Origin of the sequence: Exiguobacterium sp. 9-2, from assembly GCF_036287235.1 — a bacterium.
GTDB lineage: Bacteria > Bacillota > Bacilli > Exiguobacteriales > Exiguobacteriaceae > Exiguobacterium_A.
In genome coordinates this window covers 1,897,918-1,919,743 of the sequence record NZ_CP142850.1, presented here as the reverse complement: position 1 = coordinate 1,919,743, position 21,826 = coordinate 1,897,918, and the positions used below count along the sequence as shown (strand labels likewise).

At 47.4% G+C, this 21,826-nt stretch carries 20 protein-coding genes; all 20 read left to right on the top strand.

Going from position 1 to position 21,826, the window contains the following annotated elements; genetic code table 11:
• Positions 1 to 1,044: a flagellar biosynthesis protein FlhF gene (locus VJ374_RS10195; RefSeq protein WP_035407027.1), complete on the top strand. Its 1,044-nt coding sequence runs from the start codon at positions 1 to 3 to the stop codon at positions 1,042 to 1,044.
• Positions 1,041 to 1,895 carry a MinD/ParA family protein gene (locus tag VJ374_RS10190; RefSeq protein ID WP_329468773.1) on the top strand — a complete coding sequence of 285 codons (855 nt, stop codon included), beginning with the start codon at positions 1,041 to 1,043 and terminating at the stop codon, positions 1,893 to 1,895. The genes VJ374_RS10195 and VJ374_RS10190 overlap by 4 nt, the downstream gene beginning before the upstream one ends.
• Positions 1,896 to 1,916: 21 nt before the next feature.
• Complete coding sequence (locus VJ374_RS10185) at positions 1,917 to 3,920, top strand: chemotaxis protein CheA (RefSeq protein ID WP_329468772.1); 2,004 nt, start codon at positions 1,917 to 1,919, stop codon at positions 3,918 to 3,920.
• 11 nt (positions 3,921 to 3,931) lie between these two features.
• Positions 3,932 to 4,360, top strand: coding sequence for a chemotaxis protein CheW (locus VJ374_RS10180; RefSeq protein WP_035407036.1), 429 nt, complete (start codon positions 3,932 to 3,934; stop codon positions 4,358 to 4,360).
• Positions 4,353 to 4,961, top strand: a complete 609-nt coding sequence (locus VJ374_RS10175; RefSeq protein ID WP_035407039.1) for a chemotaxis protein CheC — start codon at positions 4,353 to 4,355, stop codon at positions 4,959 to 4,961. The genes VJ374_RS10180 and VJ374_RS10175 overlap by 8 nt, the downstream gene beginning before the upstream one ends.
• On the top strand, positions 4,954 to 5,436 hold the full coding sequence (locus tag VJ374_RS10170; protein WP_035407042.1) for a chemotaxis protein CheD: 483 nt from the start codon (positions 4,954 to 4,956) through the stop codon (positions 5,434 to 5,436). The genes VJ374_RS10175 and VJ374_RS10170 overlap by 8 nt, the downstream gene beginning before the upstream one ends.
• 13 nt (positions 5,437 to 5,449) lie before the next feature.
• Entirely contained in the window at positions 5,450 to 6,223 is a 774-nt protein-coding gene (locus VJ374_RS10165; RefSeq protein ID WP_035407044.1) for a FliA/WhiG family RNA polymerase sigma factor, read from the top strand.
• 11 nt (positions 6,224 to 6,234) lie between these two features.
• Positions 6,235 to 6,663 carry a hypothetical protein gene (locus tag VJ374_RS10160; RefSeq protein ID WP_035407047.1) on the top strand — a complete coding sequence of 143 codons (429 nt, stop codon included), beginning with the start codon at positions 6,235 to 6,237 and terminating at the stop codon, positions 6,661 to 6,663.
• 129 nt (positions 6,664 to 6,792) lie between these two features.
• Positions 6,793 to 7,527, top strand: coding sequence for a 30S ribosomal protein S2 (gene rpsB / locus VJ374_RS10155; RefSeq protein ID WP_012370721.1), 735 nt, complete (start codon positions 6,793 to 6,795; stop codon positions 7,525 to 7,527).
• Positions 7,528 to 7,609: 82 nt separating this feature from the next.
• Entirely contained in the window at positions 7,610 to 8,491 is an 882-nt protein-coding gene (gene tsf, locus VJ374_RS10150; RefSeq protein ID WP_023468693.1) for a translation elongation factor Ts, read from the top strand.
• A 111-nt stretch (positions 8,492 to 8,602) separates the two neighbouring features.
• Entirely contained in the window at positions 8,603 to 9,322 is a 720-nt protein-coding gene (gene pyrH / locus VJ374_RS10145; RefSeq protein WP_029342047.1) for a UMP kinase, read from the top strand.
• 1 nt (position 9,323) lies between these two features.
• Positions 9,324 to 9,881, top strand: a complete 558-nt coding sequence (gene frr, locus VJ374_RS10140; protein WP_023468691.1) for a ribosome recycling factor — start codon at positions 9,324 to 9,326, stop codon at positions 9,879 to 9,881.
• A gap of 79 nt (positions 9,882 to 9,960) precedes the next feature.
• A complete protein-coding gene (locus VJ374_RS10135; protein WP_290785146.1) occupies positions 9,961 to 10,701 on the top strand; it encodes an undecaprenyl pyrophosphate synthase in 741 nt (246 codons plus the stop codon).
• Between the two features lie 19 nt (positions 10,702 to 10,720).
• Positions 10,721 to 11,521, top strand: coding sequence for a phosphatidate cytidylyltransferase (locus VJ374_RS10130; RefSeq protein WP_035407053.1), 801 nt, complete (start codon positions 10,721 to 10,723; stop codon positions 11,519 to 11,521).
• A 14-nt stretch (positions 11,522 to 11,535) separates the two neighbouring features.
• Positions 11,536 to 12,690 carry a 1-deoxy-D-xylulose-5-phosphate reductoisomerase gene (locus tag VJ374_RS10125; RefSeq protein ID WP_329468771.1) on the top strand — a complete coding sequence of 385 codons (1,155 nt, stop codon included), beginning with the start codon at positions 11,536 to 11,538 and terminating at the stop codon, positions 12,688 to 12,690.
• Positions 12,691 to 12,704: 14 nt separating this feature from the next.
• A complete protein-coding gene (gene rseP / locus VJ374_RS10120) occupies positions 12,705 to 13,946 on the top strand; it encodes an RIP metalloprotease RseP (protein ID WP_056062204.1) in 1,242 nt (413 codons plus the stop codon).
• 34 nt (positions 13,947 to 13,980) lie between these two features.
• Entirely contained in the window at positions 13,981 to 15,681 is a 1,701-nt protein-coding gene (locus tag VJ374_RS10115; protein ID WP_329468770.1) for a proline--tRNA ligase, read from the top strand.
• Between the two features lie 147 nt (positions 15,682 to 15,828).
• Positions 15,829 to 20,100: a PolC-type DNA polymerase III gene (locus VJ374_RS10110; protein ID WP_329471048.1), complete on the top strand. Its 4,272-nt coding sequence runs from the start codon at positions 15,829 to 15,831 to the stop codon at positions 20,098 to 20,100.
• Between the two features lie 129 nt (positions 20,101 to 20,229).
• Entirely contained in the window at positions 20,230 to 20,697 is a 468-nt protein-coding gene (rimP, locus tag VJ374_RS10105; RefSeq protein ID WP_023468684.1) for a ribosome maturation factor RimP, read from the top strand.
• Between the two features lie 17 nt (positions 20,698 to 20,714).
• Positions 20,715 to 21,824: a transcription termination factor NusA gene (gene nusA / locus VJ374_RS10100; protein WP_023468683.1), complete on the top strand. Its 1,110-nt coding sequence runs from the start codon at positions 20,715 to 20,717 to the stop codon at positions 21,822 to 21,824.
• Positions 21,825 to 21,826: the final 2 nt, after the last annotated feature.

Below are 21,826 nucleotides of genomic sequence, written 5' to 3'. Positions count from 1 at the left end.
ATGATAGTCAAAAAAGTCACGGCGGATTCTGTTAGCGAGGCCATGGAACGGATCAAACGCGAACTCGGGAACGATGCCATTATATTAAATACTCGCCACATCAAAGTGGGCGGATTCTTTGGTTTATTTGCGAAGAAAAAAGTGGAATTGGTTGCATCGGTGGATGAACATGTCTCAAGCGAACCTGTCGTCTCGAAGCAAGCAACGAGTCGACAGGAGGTTGTGGAAATTATCCAACCAGTACCAGTGCGTCCGACGATTGTTACGGTCGGCGAGCGACCATTGCCAAAAGAATTGCGACATTATGCGCCGTTACTGGCTGAACCAGCGTTACAGCAGGTATCTGAACGATTACACGAACGGTTATTGACTGCGTATTATCAAACACAACAAACGGAGTTAACGGATCTCTTGACGGAAGAAGTGAAAGCGTCATTACGCGTGACACCGTCGACTGCACGGTATGTCATGTTGACAGGACCGACTGGTGTCGGAAAGACAACGACCATCGCTAAGCTTGCTGCTCACCATGCTCTCATTAAAAATCAACGAGTTGGACTCATCACGACCGATACATACCGGATCTCAGCGATTGAACAATTAAAAACATATGCAGACATATTAGGCATTCCGATTCATGTCGCATATGACTTGGATGATTTCGAACGAGCCAAGCAGGCGTTAGCATCGTGTGACATCGTACTTGTCGATACAGCGGGGCGAAATTTCTTAGACGAAGCGTATGTGGAGCAGTTACGAAGTCGGCATGATTTTGCGGATACGGATGTATTTTTGGTTCTTAGTTTGACCTCGAAATACCGAGATTTATTACAAATCCACGACCGTTTCGGCAAGATTCCTTTATCCGGAATCGTCTTTTCGAAAGCAGATGAAACAAGTGAACTCTGGTCGATATTCGGACTCGCGACCGAGACGAAGTTGCCGATCTATTGTGTGACGACGGGGCAAGAAGTGCCGGAAGACATCACGTTCGCTACGGCGGATGAGTTATCCCGAATGATTGTCGAGAGAGGGATGAGATGATGCGAGAAGATCAAGCACGTGTCTTACGATCTAAAGTGACCGTCAAGGAAACGAAGACGATTGCCATCGTGAGTGGAAAAGGTGGCGTCGGAAAAACGAATGTCGCGGTGAATCTTGGCGTGGCATTATCGTTGCAAGAAAAACGAGTGCTTTTGATTGATCTTGATATTGGAATGGCGAACATCGGGATTCTATTCGGTAAATCGTCGAAGTCATCTTTAATGGAATGCGTCAAACGACGAGAATCACTCCAGCACGCAATCGTGGAACAGTCTCCGTCTCTTCATTTCATTCATGGCGGAAGTGGTTTTGCAGAATTGACGAATCTGACGAAGGAAGACGTGATGTTCCTTCTACGGGAGTTCCAATTTTTCTATGAATATGACTATGTGTTACTCGATTTAGGAGCCGGTGCGAATCATCAGACATTTGATTTCATCAGTAGTGCAGACGAAGCATGGTTGATTGTCACGCCAGAGCCGACTTCGATCATGGACGGATATGCGTTTGTCAAACTGGCACACCATCATGCGACGGATCTTCCGATTTCCGTTGTTGTCAATCGGGCGACGAATGGTGGGGAAGCGCTTGAAACGTTTGATCGATTAGCACTTGTCAGCCAACAGTTCTTGCAAAAACCTCTTCGCTTTACCGGTTTTTTACCAGAAGATGCGACAGTCGTTAAAGCAGTCAAGGCACAGATGCCATTTTATTTAATGGATCGAACGAGCGACGTCAGTTGGCGGCTCGATCACATCACGACATCGTTAACAGGTGTACAAGTCAAGGAACGGAAGTTTTTAGATCGATTGTTACATCGTCTGAAAAAAAGAAAAGATCATGTCCGTTAAGATTAAAGGAGGGTATCAGTCATGGACTTAAATGAATATGTAGGGTTGTTCCTCGATGAGTCGATGGAGCATTTACAAGCAATCAATACAAGCTTATTAGTTTTTGAGGAGCGGCGAGACGACGAGGCGGTCATCGATCAAATTTTCCGTTCTGCCCATACGTTAAAAGGAATGGCAGGAACGATGGGATACGACGCAATCGCTGATTTAACGCACGAGATGGAGAGTGCCCTTGATTTAGTCAGATCGAAAAAACAACCTGCTACTGCTGAACTGATCGATGTTCTCTTCGTAGCCGCCGAGCAACTAGAGACGATGGTAGAAGACATCAGTCGAGGTGGGAAAGGAAAGCTTGACGTCACTGAAACAGTGAGACGTTTACAGCAGTTCATTCGTCCCGAGCAAGAAGAAATCGTTCCAGTTACACCTATAGTTGCTTCACAAACCTTTGAGTGCGACGTTTACTCGGAGGCAGTCGTCAAACAATCGATTGCATCCGGTTATCAAGCGTATATCGTCCACGTCGAACTCTCGGCGGACGTCATCTTAAAAGCGGCACGCGTTTATATGGTGTTTGATCGTTTACAACAACTCGGAGATGTCATCTTATCGAACCCGACATCTGATGAACTGGAGCAGGAGCATTTTGAGACGACGTTCTCAGTCTTGTTCGTGACGCAACAAGATCAGGTGACGATTCAAGAAGCGATTGCTTCTGTATCCGAAGTTGCGACAGTAACGATCGACACATTCGAGACAACACCTGAAGCGGAGGTGGCGACGTCCACACTGCCGCAGGAAGTTCCTGTGACGACATCAGTCTCTGCATCAGTAGCTTCACCGGAATCATCCGACCAGACAGACCTATCTGCGCCTGTCGCTTCGAAAACGATTCGTGTTAACCTTGAGCGAATCGATCGTTTGATGAACCTGTTCGAAGAGTTCATCATCGATCGCGGACGTTTGGAGCGTATTGCAGCAGAAGTCAGCTCACCTGAATTGACAGATACGGTCGAACGGATCAAACGAGGTACGAATGAATTGCAATCGCTCGTCCTAACGTTACGGATGATGCCGATCGAACAAGTGTTCAACCGATTCCCACGAATGGTGCGTTCCGTTTCGAAAGATGTCGGAAAACATATCAAATTACACATTACGGGTGCCGAGACGGAACTTGACCGTACAGTTATCGATGAGATCGGTGATCCACTCGTCCACTTGATCCGAAATGCCATTGATCATGGGATTGAGAACAAGGCAGAACGTATTTTAGCAAATAAGCCGGTCGAAGGAAATCTTTCGCTACGTGCTTATCACTCAGGAAACCGGGTCTTCATCGAGATTGAAGATGATGGAGCCGGTATCAATCACGAACGTGTCACACGGATCGCGATTGAAAAAGGATTGATCACGGAAGAAGAAGCAATGCAATTAACGATGGAAGAGGCTTCGATGCTGTTATTTGCACCTGGTTTCTCAACGGCAGAAGAAGTCACCGACTTGTCTGGTCGTGGTGTTGGTCTCGATGTCGTCAAATCGAAGATCGAGTCACTGGGCGGAGAAGTGTTCGTCGAGACACGTCGAGGAGAAGGAACGATTTTCCGAATCAGTTTACCACTGACGCTATCGATCATCTCAGCCATGCTCGTAGAACTCGGACAAGAGACGTATGCGATTCCATTGACTGCCATCATCGAAACAACCTCTTTACGTAAATCAGCCATTCTACAAGCACACCGGGAAAAAGTATTTGATTTCCGTGGGCAGTTGGTTCCGCTTATTTCGTTAAATGAGGTTTATGGGTTGCCGCAACATGAGGCAGAAGCCTATTCGGTCGTCGTCGTCCGGAGTGGTGAAAAATTAGCTGGTTTGATTGTATCTGAATTGATTGGTCAACAAGAGATCGTCATGAAACCACTTGGCAGTTATCTTGAAGGAATCCGTGCCATTTCTGGTGCGACGATTCTTGGAGACGGGCAAGTCGCGTTGATCATTGACAGCAATGCACTATTACGGAAGTGAGGGGAACGAAGATGGAACAAAAATGGGTTGTTTTTCAATTAGAAGATAATGCATACGGTATTGATGTACAGTCTGTTCGTTCAATCGAACGGCTCATCCCGATCACGCGGATTCCGAACGCTGCATCTTATGTCAAAGGAGTCATCAATTTACGCGGTGTCGTTACGCCCGTGATTGATTTGCGTGCTCGTCTTGGATTCGAGTTAGCGAAAGAGACAGAAGAGACACGCATCATCATCGCCACTTTAGAGCATGGAGATGCTGGATTCATCGTCGACCGGGCAAACGAAGTCGTCGAATCAACGGATGTTCGCATTGAACCGCTCAGTGAACAAAAGCAGGAGGATGCCTCATATTTGACTGCAGTCGCCAAAGGCGATCAGCAATTGTTCTCGTTGATTGAACCGAATCGCTTATTTGAGGACATCGTTCATGCTTAACCCAAACGAACGTGACATCTTGAGAGAAGTCGGCAACATTGGAGCCGGTCACGCGGCAACGGCACTTTCTACTTTACTCGGACAGCCGATTGAGATCGAAGTCCCTTCCGCTGAGCTGGAGGATTTCACGACGATCGTCGAGCGAAGTGGAGGAGCTGAGACGTATACTGCTGGTGCATTATTACGTTTTTCTGGAGACATTCAAGCCACGTTACTCTTTTTGATGCCACTACGCGATGCAGAAAAACTTGTGAGTCAATTGATGCAGACGGAATTCCATTTTTTTTCCGAGTCCCACGAAATGGGGGTTTCCGCATGGGAAGAAATTGGGAATATTTTAATAGGAGCGTATGCTCGGGCTATCTCCGATTGGCTTAACTTATCGTTACATGTCAGTGTTCCTGCATCGGCGTTTGATATGGTAGGTGCGTTACTTGAAGTAGCCTTACTTGAATCAACGACTCCTGGAAATATGGCTGTCTATATTGACACGCACTTGTCTAGTGCAGGAAACGATTTGACCGGACATTTACTTTTGTTGCCTGAAGCTAACGCCTTTCAGACGGTCTTTGAACGATTGGGTGTGGACATGAATGGATGAAATCGTACGGATTGGCATTGCGGAGTACGCCATCAGTAAGCACCCCGTCATTTTACGAACGGCAGGTCTTGGATCGTGTGTAGGCGTTGTCATCTACGACCTGGAACAAGGGTTATCGAGTATGGCGCATGTCATGTTACCTGATTCAGCTATCAGTCGGAATCGGGAGCTTGAAGTCGGGAAGTTTGCCGATACGGCAATTCTAGAAGTAGCCCGCCAACTTCGAGCAAGTGGTGCCATCCGATTACGTGCGAAGATTGCTGGTGGGGCTCAGATGTTTCAATTTAAATATGAACATGAATCAATGCGGATCGGTGAGCGAAACATCGCTGCGGTCAAAGCAATGCTTCAACAAGTCAAAATTCCACTCGTTGCTGAAGATGTTGGCGGCACGAATGGACGAACGATCGAGTTCCACTCACAATCAGGGCGTCTCGTCATCCGGACGGTGAATGTCGGGACGCTGGAAATCTAGAGGAGGAATGGTCATGCGTGAGGAATTACAACAACTTTGGGATCGATGGCTGACCACACGCGATATTGCGGTGGCAGACCTGTTACTTCACAATTATGAACCACTTGTTCAATACCACGTTCAGCGTTTAAGTGCGACATTGCCTAAAAGTGTCGATCGAGACGAGTTGAAAAGTTTAGGGATGATGGGATTGTACGATGCGCTTCAAAAATTCGATCAAAATCATAATAATAAATTCGACACGTATGCCGCCTTTCGGATTCGAGGAGCTATTTTAGATGGGCTTCGTAAAATCGATTGGTTACCACGTTCCTTACGCGAAAAAGCAAAGCGGGTCGAGGCAGCTGTCGAGATCCTAGAACAATCCTTGCAACGGACGCCGACGATAGAAGAAGTCTCTTCTATCGTCAATATGACACCAGACGAGGTCAAGGGTGCGCTAGCAGAAAGTTATTTCGCGAATGTATTATCGATCGATGAAGCAGTCACGTTACAAGATGAGGGAAAAGCGATGACCGTCTCCTATCTTGATCCGGATACCGCTACACCAGAAGATATGTTGTTAATGCGTGAGTTGATTGCTAAACTGGCAGAGGAAGTCGAAGGGTTATCAGAAAAAGAACAACTTGTCGTTTCTTTATTCTACTATGAGGAATTGACGCTTACTGAAATTGGTGAAGTTCTCGGACTCTCGACTTCCCGTATTTCGCAAATCCATTCCAAAGCGCTTCGTAAGTTGAAAAATGCGCTCGGAAGTGCCTATTTAGCAGATCGTGTCGCCATGTGAAAGGGAGAATTATGACTGTCGTTTATATCTTATTAGCTGCACTCGTCTGTTATGCCCTGCTAGTTTTATTTCGTCAGCAGGCGGCGCTCAAAGACCGGATCACACATTTAGAACGCGAAAAAAACGAGACGGAACAAGTGTTATTACATTTCATGGAGCACGTCAACGCCATGACGGATACATCTATATATGAGACAACCGAACCCGTTGATCAAGTACCGGATGCGTCTTTACAAATAGTGCAGGTTGCTACAAATGAGAAGCCAGAAACCGTCGAAGTCGAACGGTCCGTTTCAAAGGAACCATCGTTAACGGATATCAAGCAGGCGCTACGAGAAGGAGCAGATCTTGAGACGCTTGCACGATCTTTGAATCGGGGGACCGGCGAGGTGGCTTTGATTGCTAAACTTTCTCATCAAACGAAGGTTGCCCCTCGGTAATCTTTATGCTATATTAGTCTACGGTGTTAATTACGCACGCATGTATCGCCAGCTGCGGTGCCTTTAATAGGTTAGCTGGACAGACGATCATCGCGGAGGACATCCAAAACCCAAAAGGAGGAATTCATCATGGCAGTAATCTCGATGAAACAATTGTTAGAAGCTGGTGTACACTTCGGTCACCAAACACGCCGTTGGAACCCAAAAATGGCAAAATACATCTTCACAGAACGGAACGGAATCTACATCATCGACCTTCAAAAAACGGTCAAAAAAGTAGACGAAGCATATAACTTCATCCGTGAAGTAGCGTCTGAAGGCGGAAACGTTCTTTTCGTTGGTACGAAAAAACAAGCTCAAGACACTGTGAAAGAAGAAGCGATCCGTGCAGGTCAATACTTCATCAACGAACGTTGGTTAGGTGGAACTCTCACGAACTTCTCTACAATCAAAAAACGTATCAACCGTTTGAAACAACTCGAAAAAATGGAAGAGAACGGTACATTCGAAGTTCTTCCTAAAAAAGAAGTCATCATTCTTAAAAAAGAAATGACTCGTCTTGAGAAATTCCTCGGCGGTATCAAAGATATGCCAGGCGTTCCGGATGCACTCTTCATCGTTGACCCACGCAAAGAGCGTATCGCGATTGCAGAAGCACACAAACTCAACATCCCAATCGTTGCGATTGTTGATACTAACTGTGATCCAGACGAAATCGACTACGTCATCCCAGCGAACGACGATGCGATCCGTGCAGTCAAATTGCTCACTGGTAAAATGGCTGACGCAATCCTCGAAGTTAAACAAGGCGAAGATAACGTAGCACCTGAAACTACTGAAGAAGTAGTAGCAGACGCTGAGTAATTCGTGATGCCAGGTGATAAAGGGAATCGACCTTTTATCACCTTTTTTTTGAAAATAAGGATGTTATAAGGAGGAATATCGAATGGCTATTACAGCAGCAATGGTTAAAGAACTTCGTGAAAAAACAGGTGCAGGTATGCTCGACTGCAAAAAAGCACTCGTTGAAACTGACGGTGATATGAATGCAGCAGTAGATTTCTTGCGTGAAAAAGGAATCGCTAAAGCAGCAGCAAAAGGCGATCGTATCGCAGCTGAAGGATTGACTGCAGTTGCAGTTGATGGCAACAAAGCGGCACTCGTCGAAATCAACTCAGAAACAGACTTCGTTGCAAAAAACGAACGTTTCCAAACGCTCGTTCAAAACATCGCAGACGCTGTTCTCCGTAACGGTTCAGAAACAGCTGAAGCGGCTCTTGCTTCTGAATATGAAGCAGGTAAAACAATCGACACATACATCTCAGAAGAAGCTTCAACAATCGGAGAGAAAATCTCACTCCGTCGTGTAGCGCTCTTCACAAAAGCAGATGATGCAGTCTTCGGTTCTTACCTCCACATGGGTGGACGCATCGGTTCAGTTGTCGTCATCGAAGGTACGACAGACGAAACAGTTGCAAAAGACGTTGCAATGCACATCGCAGCAGCACGTCCACTTTACGTTGACCGTACTTCTGTCACAGAAGAAGAAAAAGCACGTGAAGAAAAAGTCCTCACTGAGCAAGCATTGAACGAAGGAAAACCAGCTAACATCGTTGAAAAAATGATCGTTGGTCGTATGAACAAGTTCTTCGAGGAAATCTGCCTTGTCGATCAAACGTTCGTCAAAGATCCAGACTTCAAAGTTGGTAAATATGTAGAGTCTAAAGGCGGTAAAGTCGTGTCATTCGTACGCTTCGAAGTTGGAGAAGGTATGGAAAAACGCGAAGAGAACTTCGCTGAAGAAGTTATGAACCAACTTAAAAAATAAGAATCGGGATCATCCTGATGACAAGAGAAGGAACACGTATGCTTCAATCCACTTTCGTGTGGAAGTGGTTCGTGTTCCTTTTTTACGGAATTTAGCAAGGGGGACATAGTCATGCAACCGAAATATAACCGGATTGTGTTAAAATTGAGCGGAGAAGCGCTCGCAGGAGATCAAGGGTTTGGAATCAATCCTGTCATCGTCAAATCTATCTCGGAACAGATTCGCGAATTAGTTGAACTGAACGTTGAAGTAGCGGTCGTCGTCGGAGCTGGAAACATTTGGCGTGGCAAAACAGGTGCAGAACTTGGGATGGACCGGGCCAACGCCGATTATATGGGGATGTTAGCGACAGTCATGAACTCGCTTGCGCTTCAAGACAGCTTGGAAGATGTAGGTGTCGAGACACGCGTCCAAACATCTATCGAGATGCGCCAAGTAGCAGAACCGTACATCCGCCGCCGTGCGATGCGTCACCTTGAAAAAGGACGCGTCGTCATCTTTGCAGCAGGTACAGGGAACCCGTACTTCTCGACAGATACGACAGCTGCTCTTCGTGCAGCTGAAATCGAAGCAGAGGTCATCTTAATGGCGAAAAACAACGTCGATGGTGTGTACTCAGCTGACCCGAATGTTGATCCAGAAGCGAAGAAATTCGAGACGCTCTCTTACTTGGACGTCTTAAAAGATGGACTTCAAGTTATGGATTCTACAGCAACTTCACTTTGTATGGACAATGACATCCCGCTCATCGTCTTCTCGTTGATGGAAGAAGGTAACATCAAACGTGTCGTCATCGGTGACGAAATCGGGACAATCGTAAGGGGGAAATAATATGTCAAAAGAAATCTTAAAACAAGCCGAAGAACGGATGGAGAAAGCACATCTTTCACTTAAGAAAGAACTTGCGACGCTCCGCGCAGGTCGTGCAAACGTTGCGATTTTGGATCCCGTTCAAGTCGAATACTACGGTTCACCGACACCGCTCAATCAAGTAGCGAACGTCAACACACCAGAAGCACGTCTGATCTTGATCACTCCTTGGGATAAATCAATGGTCAGCGAAATCGAAAAAGCGATTCAACGTGCTGATCTTGGTCTTGCGCCGTCGTCTGATGGTACGGTCATCCGTCTTGCGATTCCACCATTAACGGAAGAGCGCCGGAAGGAACTCGTCAAACTCGTCAAGAAGTATACGGAAGAAGGTAAAGTTGCCCTCCGTAATATTCGTCGTGATACGAACGAGCAGTTAAAGAAACAAGAAAAAGATGGTGCATTGACAGAAGATGATCTGCGTGGATACACAGAAGATGTTCAGACGTTGACAGACAAGTTCGTTAAACAACTTGATCAGACGGCAACGGAAAAAGAACAAGAAATCATGGAAGTATGACGCGACGGATCGTCATGGGGGGGACTCTTTGTCACACGAAGAGTCCCTTTCTTCATAATTGAGAGAGGAGGAAGTGCGGATGTTTCAATGGTTGAATCAGACGAAAGAAACCGAAACCTATGATCGGGTACCAGAGCATGTCGCTATCATCATGGACGGAAACGGTAGATGGGCACAAAAACGCGGACTTCCGCGTATCATGGGACATCGCGAAGGTATGAAATCGATTCGTGAAGTCGTTCGGGTTGCAAATGAACTCGGCATTAAGAGTCTGACATTATATGCTTTCTCGACGGAGAATTGGACGCGTCCGGAAGAAGAAGTGAGTTTTCTCATGAAGCTGCCGGCGCAATTCTTAGAGTCGGATTTAAAAGAGTTAGACGCGCAAAATGTTAAAGTCGAGGTAGCAGGAGAAGTATCACGCCTCCCTCATTTCACACGTGAGGCAGTGGAACAAGCGAAACTGGATACGCAACATAATACAGGACTTCGTCTGATTTTCGCTCTGAATTATGGAGGACGCGATGAACTCGTTCAAGTCATGCAAAAACTGGGCGAACAGGTTCAGGCAGGAACACTGTCACCGGATGCGATTACACCGGAGACGATTGAACGCGAGTTGATGACAGGATCCGTAACCGACGTCGATTTCGTCATTCGAACGAGTGGGGAACAACGGTTATCGAACTTTTTACTTTGGCAAGCGGCATATGCGGAGTTTTATTTCACAGACGTCTTGTGGCCAGAATTTCGCCGAAATGCTTTCTTAGCAGCAATTGAAGATTACAATCAACGGACACGCCGATTCGGTGGCGTCTGATTAAATGAGGAACTAGCTTATGAAAACTCGAATCATCACAGGGATATGGGCTGGTGCTATCTTTTTGGCACTTCTGTATCTCGGCGGACTTCCCTTTTTAGCATTTATGGCAATCTTAACGCTTCTCGGATATACCGAGCTCGTTCGGATGCGACAATGGAGCGGCTCACGCGTTCCTCGGATTCTGTTTGGTATTGGGACGTTATTGCCTTTCGTTGGTATTTATGAAGAAGCAGTCGATCAGACGCTTCCGATCGGACTTTCGCCAATCGCTTGGGCAATGATCATTTTATTGATCGGTCTCTTCTGGAACGTATTCTCAAAAAATGTCTTTACGTTCGATGATGTTGCGTTTTTACTGCTGACGGCCGTGTATGTCGGTGTCGGTTTTGCATCATTCGCCTATATCCGCTTACTCGAACACGGATTAACGTGGTCACTGTTGATTATCCTCTTGATCTGGTTCACGGATTCAGGCGCTTACTTCGTCGGGAAACGATTCGGTAAGAATAAACTGTGGCCGTCGATCAGTCCCAACAAAACGATCGAAGGGGCAGTCGGTGGCGTACTGCTTGCCATCTTACTCGGTGTCGTATTTGAAGGTATCGAACCGACAGTCGGTTTTGGGAAAGTCATTGTCCTTGCCATCATCGTTGCCGTCGTTGGGCAACTTGGTGACTTGGTCCAGTCTGCTTACAAACGCCATTATGGTGTGAAAGATTCTGGAACGTTACTACCGGGTCATGGTGGTATTCTAGATCGGTTCGACAGCATGATGATCGTCTTTACGGTCCTCGTCGTACTTGATATCTTTGCTTGAGGAGGCACTTCATTATGAAGAAAATCAGTATCATCGGTGGTACAGGATCGATTGGTACGCAGACGCTCGATGTCATTGCGGCTAATCCAGACCTTTTTGAATTGACGAGTTTTGCATTTGGTCGAAACACGACGGTCGCCATACCGTGGTTGAACCGTCTGCAACCGATGCTTGTCGGCGTCCAAGATGAGACGACACGTCAAGAACTCGAGCAACACTTGACTTATCAGCCAACGATCGTTGTCGGTGAAGAAAAATTGCTTGATGTCGTGACGCATCCCGAAGTCGATACGGTCATTACAGCGGTCGTAGGAGCTGTTGGCTTACGTCCAACGCTTGCTGCAATCGAGGCGGGTAAGACGATTGGTCTTGCGAATAAGGAGACACTCGTCACGGCAGGTCATCTTGTCATGAAGTTGGCACGTGAGAAAAACGTGACGATCTTACCAGTTGACAGTGAACATGCGGCGATTTTCCAATGCTTAAACGGGGAACGTCGTGAAGATGTGCGTCAAATCATCTTGACGGCTTCAGGTGGTAGCTTCCGCGACCAAGCGCGGGATGAGTTAGCGAATGTTACGGTCGAACAAGCACTAGCGCATCCAAACTGGTCGATGGGAGCAAAAATCACGATTGATTCTGCGACAATGATGAACAAAGGGTTCGAAGTCATTGAAGCACATTGGTTATTTGATGTCGATTATGCAGATATCGATGTCGTCATTCACCGTGAATCCATCATCCACTCGATGGTCGAATTCAACGATGGTGCGGTCATGGCACAACTTGGTATGCCTGACATGCGAGAACCGATTCAGTACGCTCTTACATATCCGTCCCGCCTTGAAATTCAAGGGGGAGAACGGTTAAACTTAAAGGAAATCGGACGCCTACACTTTGCTGATGCTTCATTTGAGCGTTATCCGTTGTTGCGACTTGCTTTTGAAGCAGGTCAAGCCGGCGGATCGATGCCATCAGTACTCAATGCTGCGAACGAACAAGCGGTGGATCGCTTCTTAAAAGGAGACATTCGCTTTTTAGAAATCGAAGCGAGCGTTGAGGCGGCGCTTCAAGCTCATGAACTTATCGAGGAGCCTTCCTTGGATCAAATCCTTGAGGCTGATCGATGGGCGCGTGAGTTCGTATCGTCTCTTACATTCGCTAACTAAGGATGGGATAAGTAATGACGACCTTTATTTCAATCGTGCTGATGTTCGGTGTACTCGTCGCCGTCCATGAATGGGGTCATCTCGTGATGGCGAAACGGGCAGGTATTCTCTGTCGGGAATTCGCGATTGGATTTGGACCGAAGATCTTTTCAGTGTTTAAGAATGAGACGTTGTATACGGTACGTCTGTTGCCAATCGGCGGTTACGTCAAGATGGCGGGTGAAGAACCGGAACTCGTTGAGATCAAATCAGGTCAAACCGTCGGATTACAGTTAAAGGACGGCGTCATCGAGACGATTTATTTCGATGCGGATCAGCCACAAGTCGACCAAGTCGTTACTGTCGAACGGATTGACTTATTGCGTCAACTCGAACTCGTTGGATTACAAGACGAGACATCGGTTCGCTACCCCGTTTCACCGACAGCATTTCTCGTTGAAGGTCAGACACGGACACAAATTGCACCGTACGATCGTACATTCGGTTCGAAATCCGTATGGAAGCGCGTCCTTGCGATCGCTGCAGGACCGTTCATGAACTTTGTCCTCGCGTTCGTTATCCTGTTCGGTCTTGCCTTATATAATGGCTCTCCAACGGGGGACAGCGTCATCGGAACAGTTCAAAAGGGTTCTCCGGCCGATCAAGCTGGACTTGTTGAAGGTGACCGGATTGTCTCGGTCAACGGTCAGGATACAGCCAAATGGACTGATTTACGTGCTGGATTCCAAGATCGTGCCGGTAAAGCGACAGAAGTGAAATACGAACGTGATGGGAAAGAAACGACAACACAAATCACGCCAAAAGTACAACAGCAAGGAGAACAGAAGGTCGGCATCATCGGCGTCACGAATGAGACAGAAAAATCATTCGGGACAGCACTCCAAACCGGAGTTTCAGAAACATGGCGGATGTCGACGCTCATTGTCGGAGCTGTTGGAGATCTCGTGACGGGTGTCGTCGGCGTCGATCAATTATCAGGACCAGTCGGGATCGTCAAAATGACCGATCAGGTCGCAGATAGTGGGTTCTCGATGCTATTGACATGGACAGCATTGTTGTCCGTCAACTTAGCAGTCTTCAACTTATTGCCACTTCCAGCACTTGACGGAGGACGATTGTTGTTCCTCTTCCTTGAAGCCTTACGCGGTAAACCAGTTGATCCTCAAAAAGAAGGATTGGTTCACTTCGTCGGTTTTGCGCTTTTGATGCTACTCATGCTCGTCGTCACTTGGAACGACATTCAAAAATTCTTTTAATTAATCACTCAGTCAAAGGAGTTCGTGACTCATTATGAAACAATCAAAACTATTCATGCCAACGTTGCGTGAAGTACCATCTGATGCAGAAGCCATTAGTCACCAACTCTTGCTTCGTGCAGGATTCATGCGTCAAAATGCCGCTGGGATCTATTCGTATCTACCACTCGCAAAACGAGTACTCGCAAACATCGAGACGATCATCCGCGAGGAATTAGAAGCGGCGGGTGCGCAAGAATTACTGATGCCAGCGATTCAACCAGCTGAACTATGGGAAGAAACAGGACGCTGGGATATCTATGGACCTGAATTAATGCGCTTGACGGATCGTCATGATCGCCGGTTCGCGCTCGGTGCGACACACGAGGAACTGATCACTTCGATCGTTCGTGATGAATTGAACTCGTACAAAAAGTTGCCGGTCAACCTCTTCCAAATTCAAATGAAGTACCGTGACGAACGTCGTCCACGCTTCGGTTTATTACGCGGTCGTGAGTTTATCATGAAAGATGCTTACTCGTTCCACTCGTCACAAGAGAGCTTAGACGAAGAGTATCAAAACATGTTTGATACGTACTCGCGGATCTTTACACGTGTCGGTCTTGAGTTCCGTCCAGTCGTCGCCGATTCTGGGGCGATTGGTGGTAGTGGAACACACGAGTTCCATGCGTTAGCAGCAATCGGTGAAGATACGATCGTCTATTCGGATCAGTCGGACTATGCGGCAAACTTAGAGATGGCAGAGTCGATTGATGCCTATCCGAAGCAAGACAAAGCACCAGAAGCACTTGAAGAAGTGCATACGGCAGATGCGAAGACGATCGAAGCGGTCAGCGCACATTTGAATTTACCAGCAAACGAATCAATCAAGACCGTCATCTTCAAGACGGAGCAAGGGCTTGTCATGGCACTCGTCCGGGGCGATCACGAAGTCAACGATATCAAGTTGAAAAACTATCTCGGTGCACTCGACATCACGATGGCGAGCGACGAAGAGATTGAAGCAGCGCTTCACTCAACGCCTGGAACACTTGGACCAATCGGGGCAGATATGAAGGTCGTCGCGGACTACGCGATTCGTGCCTTGACGAACGCTGTCTGTGGTGCAAATAAAGCGGAAACGCATTATATCCATGTCGACCCAAGCCGTGATTTCGAAGCAGAATATACAGACTTGCGCTTCGCAGAAGAAGGTGACGCGTCACCAGACGGTAACGGTCAAGTCAAGTTCGCTCGCGGGATTGAAGTCGGTCAAGTCTTCAAACTCGGAACACGTTACTCAGAAGGAATGGGAGCGACGTTCCTCGACGAGGGCGGTAAAGCACAACCTCTCATCATGGGTTGTTACGGCATTGGTGTCTCGCGGACATTGTCGGCAGTCGTTGAACAACATTATGATGAGCGTGGAATCATTTGGCCAAAAGCAATCGCGCCATACGATGTTCATTTAATCGTCGTCAACAGTAAAAATGCAGAACAACTCGAACTCGGAGAGACACTATACCGTGAGTTGACGGCTGCAGGATTCAGCGTCTTGCTTGACGACCGGAAAGAACGAGCAGGTGTCAAGTTCGCCGATGCTGATTTGATCGGTCTACCGGTTCGCTTGAACGTCGGGAAAAAAGCGACAGAAGGAATCGTCGAATTAAAAGCCCGTCGTGGTGGCGATGCAGAAGAAGTTGGACAGGAACAAGTCGTTGAGGCTGTTCGTTCACTCTATGAAGGTTTAGAATAAAGAATGGAGACGGTCACTTTTCATAAAGTGACTGTTTTCTTGTCTCACACCCATTCGCCCCTTGGGCAATCCGCAAGAGGAGGAGGAGTTGCTGTCACGGTGTGAAGCGATCAGACAGCACAATTGCGAGTGGATACACAACAACGCATGTCACTGTTGCTCAGTGACTTGGAATTACCGAACGGTATCATTGAAGAATACTTTTACGAAGCAGTTCTCGAGAAGCTTCGCGTCAATAAAGCAAAGGCAACCTGGACATTTGAAATTCGCTTGCCACATGTTTTACCCCAAAACGTCTATCAACTCTTTACGAGTCGTTTGACAAGTCGGTATCAGCAATTTGCCGAAGTCAAAATCATATTACACGCAGATAGCCGTCCAGATGAACGGATGTATCATGATTACTGGCCATATGTCGTGCAGGATCTCGCAGATGTCTCATCGGCAATGCGGACACAACTCGGGCGTGTCTTACCGGAGTTTAAAGAACAGAAACTATTCATTCCGGTCCGAAGTGAACCGGAAGCAGGTTTCTTAAAGAGTAGCTTATGTGGGGAATTACAATTACTCTATAGTGCTTACGGATTCCCAAAATTCAACTGTGAACCGATTGTTCAGATCAACGAATCGAAACAAGAAGCGTTGCGAAATCAGGTGAAACAGGAAGACATGGAAGAAGCAAAACGGATGCTCGAGTTGCAATTCAAACGGGAACAATCACGAGATGACGATGATGGCCCTGTCGAAATCCGGATCGGGAAACCAATTCAAGATGAGATCGTTCCGATCAAGACGATTCAAGATGAGGAACGACGGATTGCGATCCGTGGTCTTGTTTTCTCAGCTGAGAGTCGTGAACTACGAAGTGGGAAGACAATTTTTACGTTCAAGATGACAGATTATACGGACTCGCTCGTCGTCAAAATGTTTGCGCGTGACGAAACAGACGTCAAAATCCTCTCAGCCATCAAAAAAGGCATGTGGATTCAAGCAGCAGGTCGTGTCGAGTTCGATACGTTCCTGCGCGATCTCTGTATGATGATTGCCCAACTGTCAGAAGTGAAGATGGAAGCCCCTGCTGACCCTTGGGCAGGCGAGAAACGTGTCGAGTTACATGCGCACTCGCAAATGAGCCAGATGGACGCCGTCATGAACGTGACAAAATACGTCGAGCGTGCCGCAAAATGGGGTCACCCTGCTGTCGCGATCACGGATCACGCCGGTGCACAAAGTTTTCCGGATGCCTACTATGCCGGAAAGAAAAACGATATCAAGGTACTGTACGGAATTGAAGCAAACGTCGTCAATGACGGGGTGCAAGTCGCCTACCATCCGGTGGAGCGCAATTTGGATGACGCGACATTCGTCGTCTTTGACGTCGAGACAACTGGTTTATCGGCGATGTACAACAAGATCATCGAACTTGCAGCTGTTAAAATCCACGATGGTGATATCATCGATAAATTCGAAGCATTCGCGGATCCGAAGCATCTATTGTCGGCGACGACGATTGACTTGACAGGGATTACCGATGATATGGTCCGGGGAAAACCAGACCCGGAACAAGTCGTCAAGGAATTCATGGACTGGGTCGGCGACTCGATTCTCGTTGCCCACAATGCCTCGTTTGATATTGGATTCTTGAATGCGACACTCCGGTCTGGTGGTCACGATGAATCAGTCTTACCGGTCATTGATACGCTTGAGTTAGCCCGTGTCCTGATGCCGACACTTAAAAACCACCGGTTGAACACACTCGCGAAACGATTTGACATCGAATTGACGCAGCATCACCGCGCCATTTATGATGCGGAAGCGACAGGCTATTTGATGGTCAAGTTGCTTCAAATGGCAGATGAGATGTTCAACATGAAGACACATGCCTCACTCAACCGAGAGATGGGAAAAGATATCTCGCGGGCACGACCATACCACGCGACGGTCTATGCGAAGAACCGGACGGGCTTGAAGAATCTGTACCAATTGATTTCGATTGCTCACACAAAACACGTGCACCGTGTCGTGCGGACACCACGCTCGCAACTCATCGCACATCGGGATGGATTGATCATCGGGTCAGCTTGTGATAACGGGGAGGTATTTGATGCCGCCTTGAATAAGTCGGACGAAGATTTAGCAAAAGTGATGCAGTTCTATGATTTCATCGAGATTCAACCACCCGCGATGTATGGTCATTTGATCGAACGGGAAATCGTTCAGAATGAACTTGAACTGCGCGAACTGATCAAAAAGATCATCCGTGTCGCGGAAGAACATGACATCTTACCAGTAGCGACTGGTAACGTACATTATCTCGATCAACATGACGCCACGTATCGAGAAATTTTGATCCGGACGCAAGGTGGAGCGAACATGCTGAACATGCGAAAACAATTGCCACCGGCGCATTTCCGGACGACGAAGGAAATGATGGACGACTTTAAGTTCCTCGGACCGGATGTGTCGGAACGTCTCGTCATCACGAACAGTCAAGCCGTCGCGGAACAGTTCGAGAACATCGATATCATTCCAAAAGATCTTTATACACCGAAGATCGAAGGGGCAGACGAAGAAGTTCGGAATTTGTCGTACGATATGGCGCACCGGATTTACGGCGAGACGTTACCGGAGATCGTCGAAGCCCGACTCGAAAAAGAGTTGAAGTCGATTATCGGTCACGGATTCGCTGTCATCTATTTGATTTCCCATAAACTCGTAAAAAAATCACTCGACGACGGCTATTTGGTCGGTTCACGGGGATCGGTCGGATCAAGTCTCGTTGCGACGATGACGGAGATCACGGAAGTCAATCCATTGCCGCCACACTATGTCTGTCCGAATTGTAAGGAATCGGAGTTCTTTGATGACGGTTCCGTTGGTTCTGGATTCGATTTGCCGGATAAGTCCTGTTCGAAATGTGATGTCCCATTGTTCAAGGATGGTCATGATATTCCGTTTGAAACGTTCCTTGGATTTAAAGGGGATAAGGTACCGGATATCGATTTGAACTTCAGTGGGGAATACCAGCCGCAAGCACACGCCTATACGAAAGTCTTGTTCGGTGACGATTACGTCTACCGTGCCGGAACGATCGGTACGATCGCTGAGAAGACGGCGTATGGCTATGTCAAAGGGTATCAGTCAGAGAATGAGCTGACATATCGGAATGCGGAAGTCGATCGTCTTGTCAGTGGTGTCACTGGCGTCAAACGGACGACTGGTCAACACCCGGGAGGGATCATCGTCGTACCGGACTACATGGATATCTATGATATCAGTCCGATTCAGTATCCGGCAGACGATATGGGTTCTGAATGGAAGACGACACACTTCGACTTCCATTCGATTCACGATAACTTACTCAAACTCGATATCCTCGGTCACGATGATCCGACGATGATCCGGATGCTACAGGATTTATCGGGACGTGATCCGAAGACGATTCCCGTCGATGATCCAGAAGTGATGAAAATCTTCAGTTCGACAGAATCGATCGGTGTGACGCCAGAACAGATTGATTCAAAAACCGGAACGCTCGGTATTCCGGAGTTCGGGACGAAGTTCGTCCGCCAAATGTTAGAAGAGACGAAACCGACGACGTTCTCGGAACTTGTCCAGATTTCGGGACTCTCACACGGAACGGATGTCTGGCTCGGAAATGCCAGCGAATTAATTTACAACGGAACGTGTGAACTAAAAGATGTCATTGGTTGTCGAGATGACATCATGGTCTACTTGATTTATGCCGGTCTTGAACCGTCACTTGCCTTTAAAATCATGGAGTCAGTCCGTAAAGGGAAAGGACTCTCGATTGACATGGAAGAGGCGATGATCGAGAACGATGTGCCGCTCTGGTATATCGATTCCTGCAAGAAAATCAAGTACATGTTCCCGAAAGCCCACGCTGCCGCTTACGTCTTGATGGCTGTCCGGATTGCTTATTATAAAGTCCATCATCCGATGTATTACTATGCTTCGTACTTTACGGTACGTGCGGGTGACTTTGACATCGGTGCGATGAATAAGGGCTCTGCTGCTGTTCGGAAAGTTTTGCAAGACATCAAGGATAAAGGATTCGAGGCAACGGCGAAGGACAAAGGGTTGTACACGGTTCTTGAAATCGCGCTCGAGATGATTGAACGCGGCTTTACGTTCCAAAAGGTCGATCTCTATCGCTCAAGTGCAACGGAATTCCTCATTGACGGGGATACGTTGTTACCACCTTTTAACGCCGTGACAGGTCTAGGGACGAATGCTGCGAAGCAAATCGTCGAAGCACGTAAAGGCGGCGAATTCCTCTCAAAGGAAGATCTCCAAAAACGCGCCAAGTTATCGAAATCCATCATCGAGACGCTCGATAACCTAGGCTGTCTCGAAGGGTTACCAGACGAGAATCAGCTCTCCTTGTTCGACTTGTAAGCCCTTAGGAACACTTGCTTTGAGCGCTTTCCTATGCTATATTGAGTGAGGAAATGTTTTTTATACTACGACTTGGAAGGAGTAGGGGGACCTGCTCCTTTCTTGTTTGTTTTTTGAAGGAGGATGAAGATGACGAACGTAACGGAAAAGGTCGAAGCGCTCGCAAAACCAATCGTCGAACGAGAGGGGATGGAGCTAGTCGACGTTGAATTCGTCAAAGAAGGGGCGGATTGGTTCCTACGTGTCTCCATCGACAAAGAGGGTGGCGTAGATCTTGAAGACTGCGTCAAAATCAATGAACAGTTATCGGAAGCATTGAATGACAATGATCCGATCGACGAGCCGTATTACCTCGACGTCGCTAGTCCAGGAGCGGAACGTCCACTGAAGAAAGACGAGGACTTCGAAAAGGCGATTGGGAAACATGTGTACATCAAAACGCACGATCCAGTAAAGAATGCGGTTGAATTCGAAGGAACGTTGCTCGCGTACACACCTGAGATGCTTGAAATCGAAGTGCGTGTCAAAACAAGAAAATTGAAAATTGAGATACCGGTCGACAAGATTTCACTTGCGCGACTTGCGGTAATGTTCTGACGGAAAGGAAGAGAACGATGGGACCACAGTTACTCGAGGCGATCAATCAAATCGCGAAAGAGAAGGAAATTGACAAGAACATCATCATCGATGCGCTCGAACAGGCATTGATTTCAGCGTACCGACGCAACTTCGGAAAAGAGTCGGAGGCTGTAAAGGTCGAATTCGACCAGCAGACAGGAGACATTCGTGTCTTCGCGCTCAAGGAAGTCGTCGAACGATTGACGCAACCAGAGGAACAACTCTCGCTTGAAGAGGCGCACGAAATCGATCCGACATATGAACTCGGCGATTTCCATAAAGTCGAAGTGACGCCAGGCGATTTTGGTCGCGTTGCGGCACAAACAGCAAAACAAATCGTCACACAAAAAATGCGTGAAGCAGAACGCGAACGCATTTACAATCACTTCGCGGATCGTGAAGATGAGATCATGACGGGTATCGTCGAGCGTCAAGATGCGCGGAACCTATACGTCAATCTAGAAGGAATCGAAGCTGTATTGACGACACACGAGCAAATGCCGAATGAGCGTTTCGGGATTCGTGATCGCATTAAGGTGTACGTCACGAAAGTTGATCCGATGGTCAAAGGATCAGGAGCATCAATTCTCGTATCACGGACACATCCAGGTCTCTTAAAACGTCTCTTCGAAATCGAAGTACCAGAGATTTCAAGTGGCGAAGTCGAAGTCAAGTCTGTTGCGCGTGAAGCGGGCGATCGTTCGAAAATCGCAGTCGCAGCGGACGACATCGATCCAGTTGGCGCATGTGTCGGACAAAAAGGGGCACGTGTACAACGCATCGTCAATGATTTGAACGGGGAAAAAATCGATATCGTTCGTTACTCGGATGATCCAAAAGAATATGTTGCGAACGCACTCAGCCCAGCTCAAGTCGTTGCAGTCTATGTCAACGAACCAGCGAAAGCGACGATCGTCGTCGTTCCGGATTTCCAGCTGTCACTTGCAATCGGGAAACGTGGTCAAAATGCACGTCTCGCAGCAAAATTGACTGGTTGGAAAATTGATATCAAGAGCGAGTCTGAAGCGGAAGCGATGGATCTCGAAGATGTCTTCGCGACGGAAGAGCCGGCAGTAGAAGCGGTCCAAGTTGAAGGCGAGGAATAATT

Excerpts from the sequence above, each read along its gene's own strand:
- VJ374_RS10195 (WP_035407027.1), top strand. The coding sequence starts at position 1 with ATGATAGTCAAAAAAGTCACGGCGGATTCTGTTAGCGAGGCCATGGAA.
- VJ374_RS10190 (WP_329468773.1), top strand. The coding sequence starts at position 1,041 with ATGATGCGAGAAGATCAAGCACGTGTCTTACGATCTAAAGTGACCGTC.
- VJ374_RS10185 (WP_329468772.1), top strand. The coding sequence starts at position 1,917 with ATGGACTTAAATGAATATGTAGGGTTGTTCCTCGATGAGTCGATGGAG.
- VJ374_RS10180 (WP_035407036.1), top strand. The coding sequence starts at position 3,932 with ATGGAACAAAAATGGGTTGTTTTTCAATTAGAAGATAATGCATACGGT.
- VJ374_RS10175 (WP_035407039.1), top strand. The coding sequence starts at position 4,353 with ATGCTTAACCCAAACGAACGTGACATCTTGAGAGAAGTCGGCAACATT.
- VJ374_RS10170 (WP_035407042.1), top strand. The coding sequence starts at position 4,954 with ATGGATGAAATCGTACGGATTGGCATTGCGGAGTACGCCATCAGTAAG.
- VJ374_RS10165 (WP_035407044.1), top strand. The coding sequence starts at position 5,450 with ATGCGTGAGGAATTACAACAACTTTGGGATCGATGGCTGACCACACGC.
- VJ374_RS10160 (WP_035407047.1), top strand. The coding sequence starts at position 6,235 with ATGACTGTCGTTTATATCTTATTAGCTGCACTCGTCTGTTATGCCCTG.
- rpsB (WP_012370721.1), top strand. The coding sequence starts at position 6,793 with ATGGCAGTAATCTCGATGAAACAATTGTTAGAAGCTGGTGTACACTTC.
- tsf (WP_023468693.1), top strand. The coding sequence starts at position 7,610 with ATGGCTATTACAGCAGCAATGGTTAAAGAACTTCGTGAAAAAACAGGT.
- pyrH (WP_029342047.1), top strand. The coding sequence starts at position 8,603 with ATGCAACCGAAATATAACCGGATTGTGTTAAAATTGAGCGGAGAAGCG.
- frr (WP_023468691.1), top strand. The coding sequence starts at position 9,324 with ATGTCAAAAGAAATCTTAAAACAAGCCGAAGAACGGATGGAGAAAGCA.
- VJ374_RS10135 (WP_290785146.1), top strand. The coding sequence starts at position 9,961 with ATGTTTCAATGGTTGAATCAGACGAAAGAAACCGAAACCTATGATCGG.
- VJ374_RS10130 (WP_035407053.1), top strand. The coding sequence starts at position 10,721 with ATGAAAACTCGAATCATCACAGGGATATGGGCTGGTGCTATCTTTTTG.
- VJ374_RS10125 (WP_329468771.1), top strand. The coding sequence starts at position 11,536 with ATGAAGAAAATCAGTATCATCGGTGGTACAGGATCGATTGGTACGCAG.
- rseP (WP_056062204.1), top strand. The coding sequence starts at position 12,705 with ATGACGACCTTTATTTCAATCGTGCTGATGTTCGGTGTACTCGTCGCC.
- VJ374_RS10115 (WP_329468770.1), top strand. The coding sequence starts at position 13,981 with ATGAAACAATCAAAACTATTCATGCCAACGTTGCGTGAAGTACCATCT.
- VJ374_RS10110 (WP_329471048.1), top strand. The coding sequence starts at position 15,829 with ATGTCACTGTTGCTCAGTGACTTGGAATTACCGAACGGTATCATTGAA.
- rimP (WP_023468684.1), top strand. The coding sequence starts at position 20,230 with ATGACGAACGTAACGGAAAAGGTCGAAGCGCTCGCAAAACCAATCGTC.
- nusA (WP_023468683.1), top strand. The coding sequence starts at position 20,715 with ATGGGACCACAGTTACTCGAGGCGATCAATCAAATCGCGAAAGAGAAG.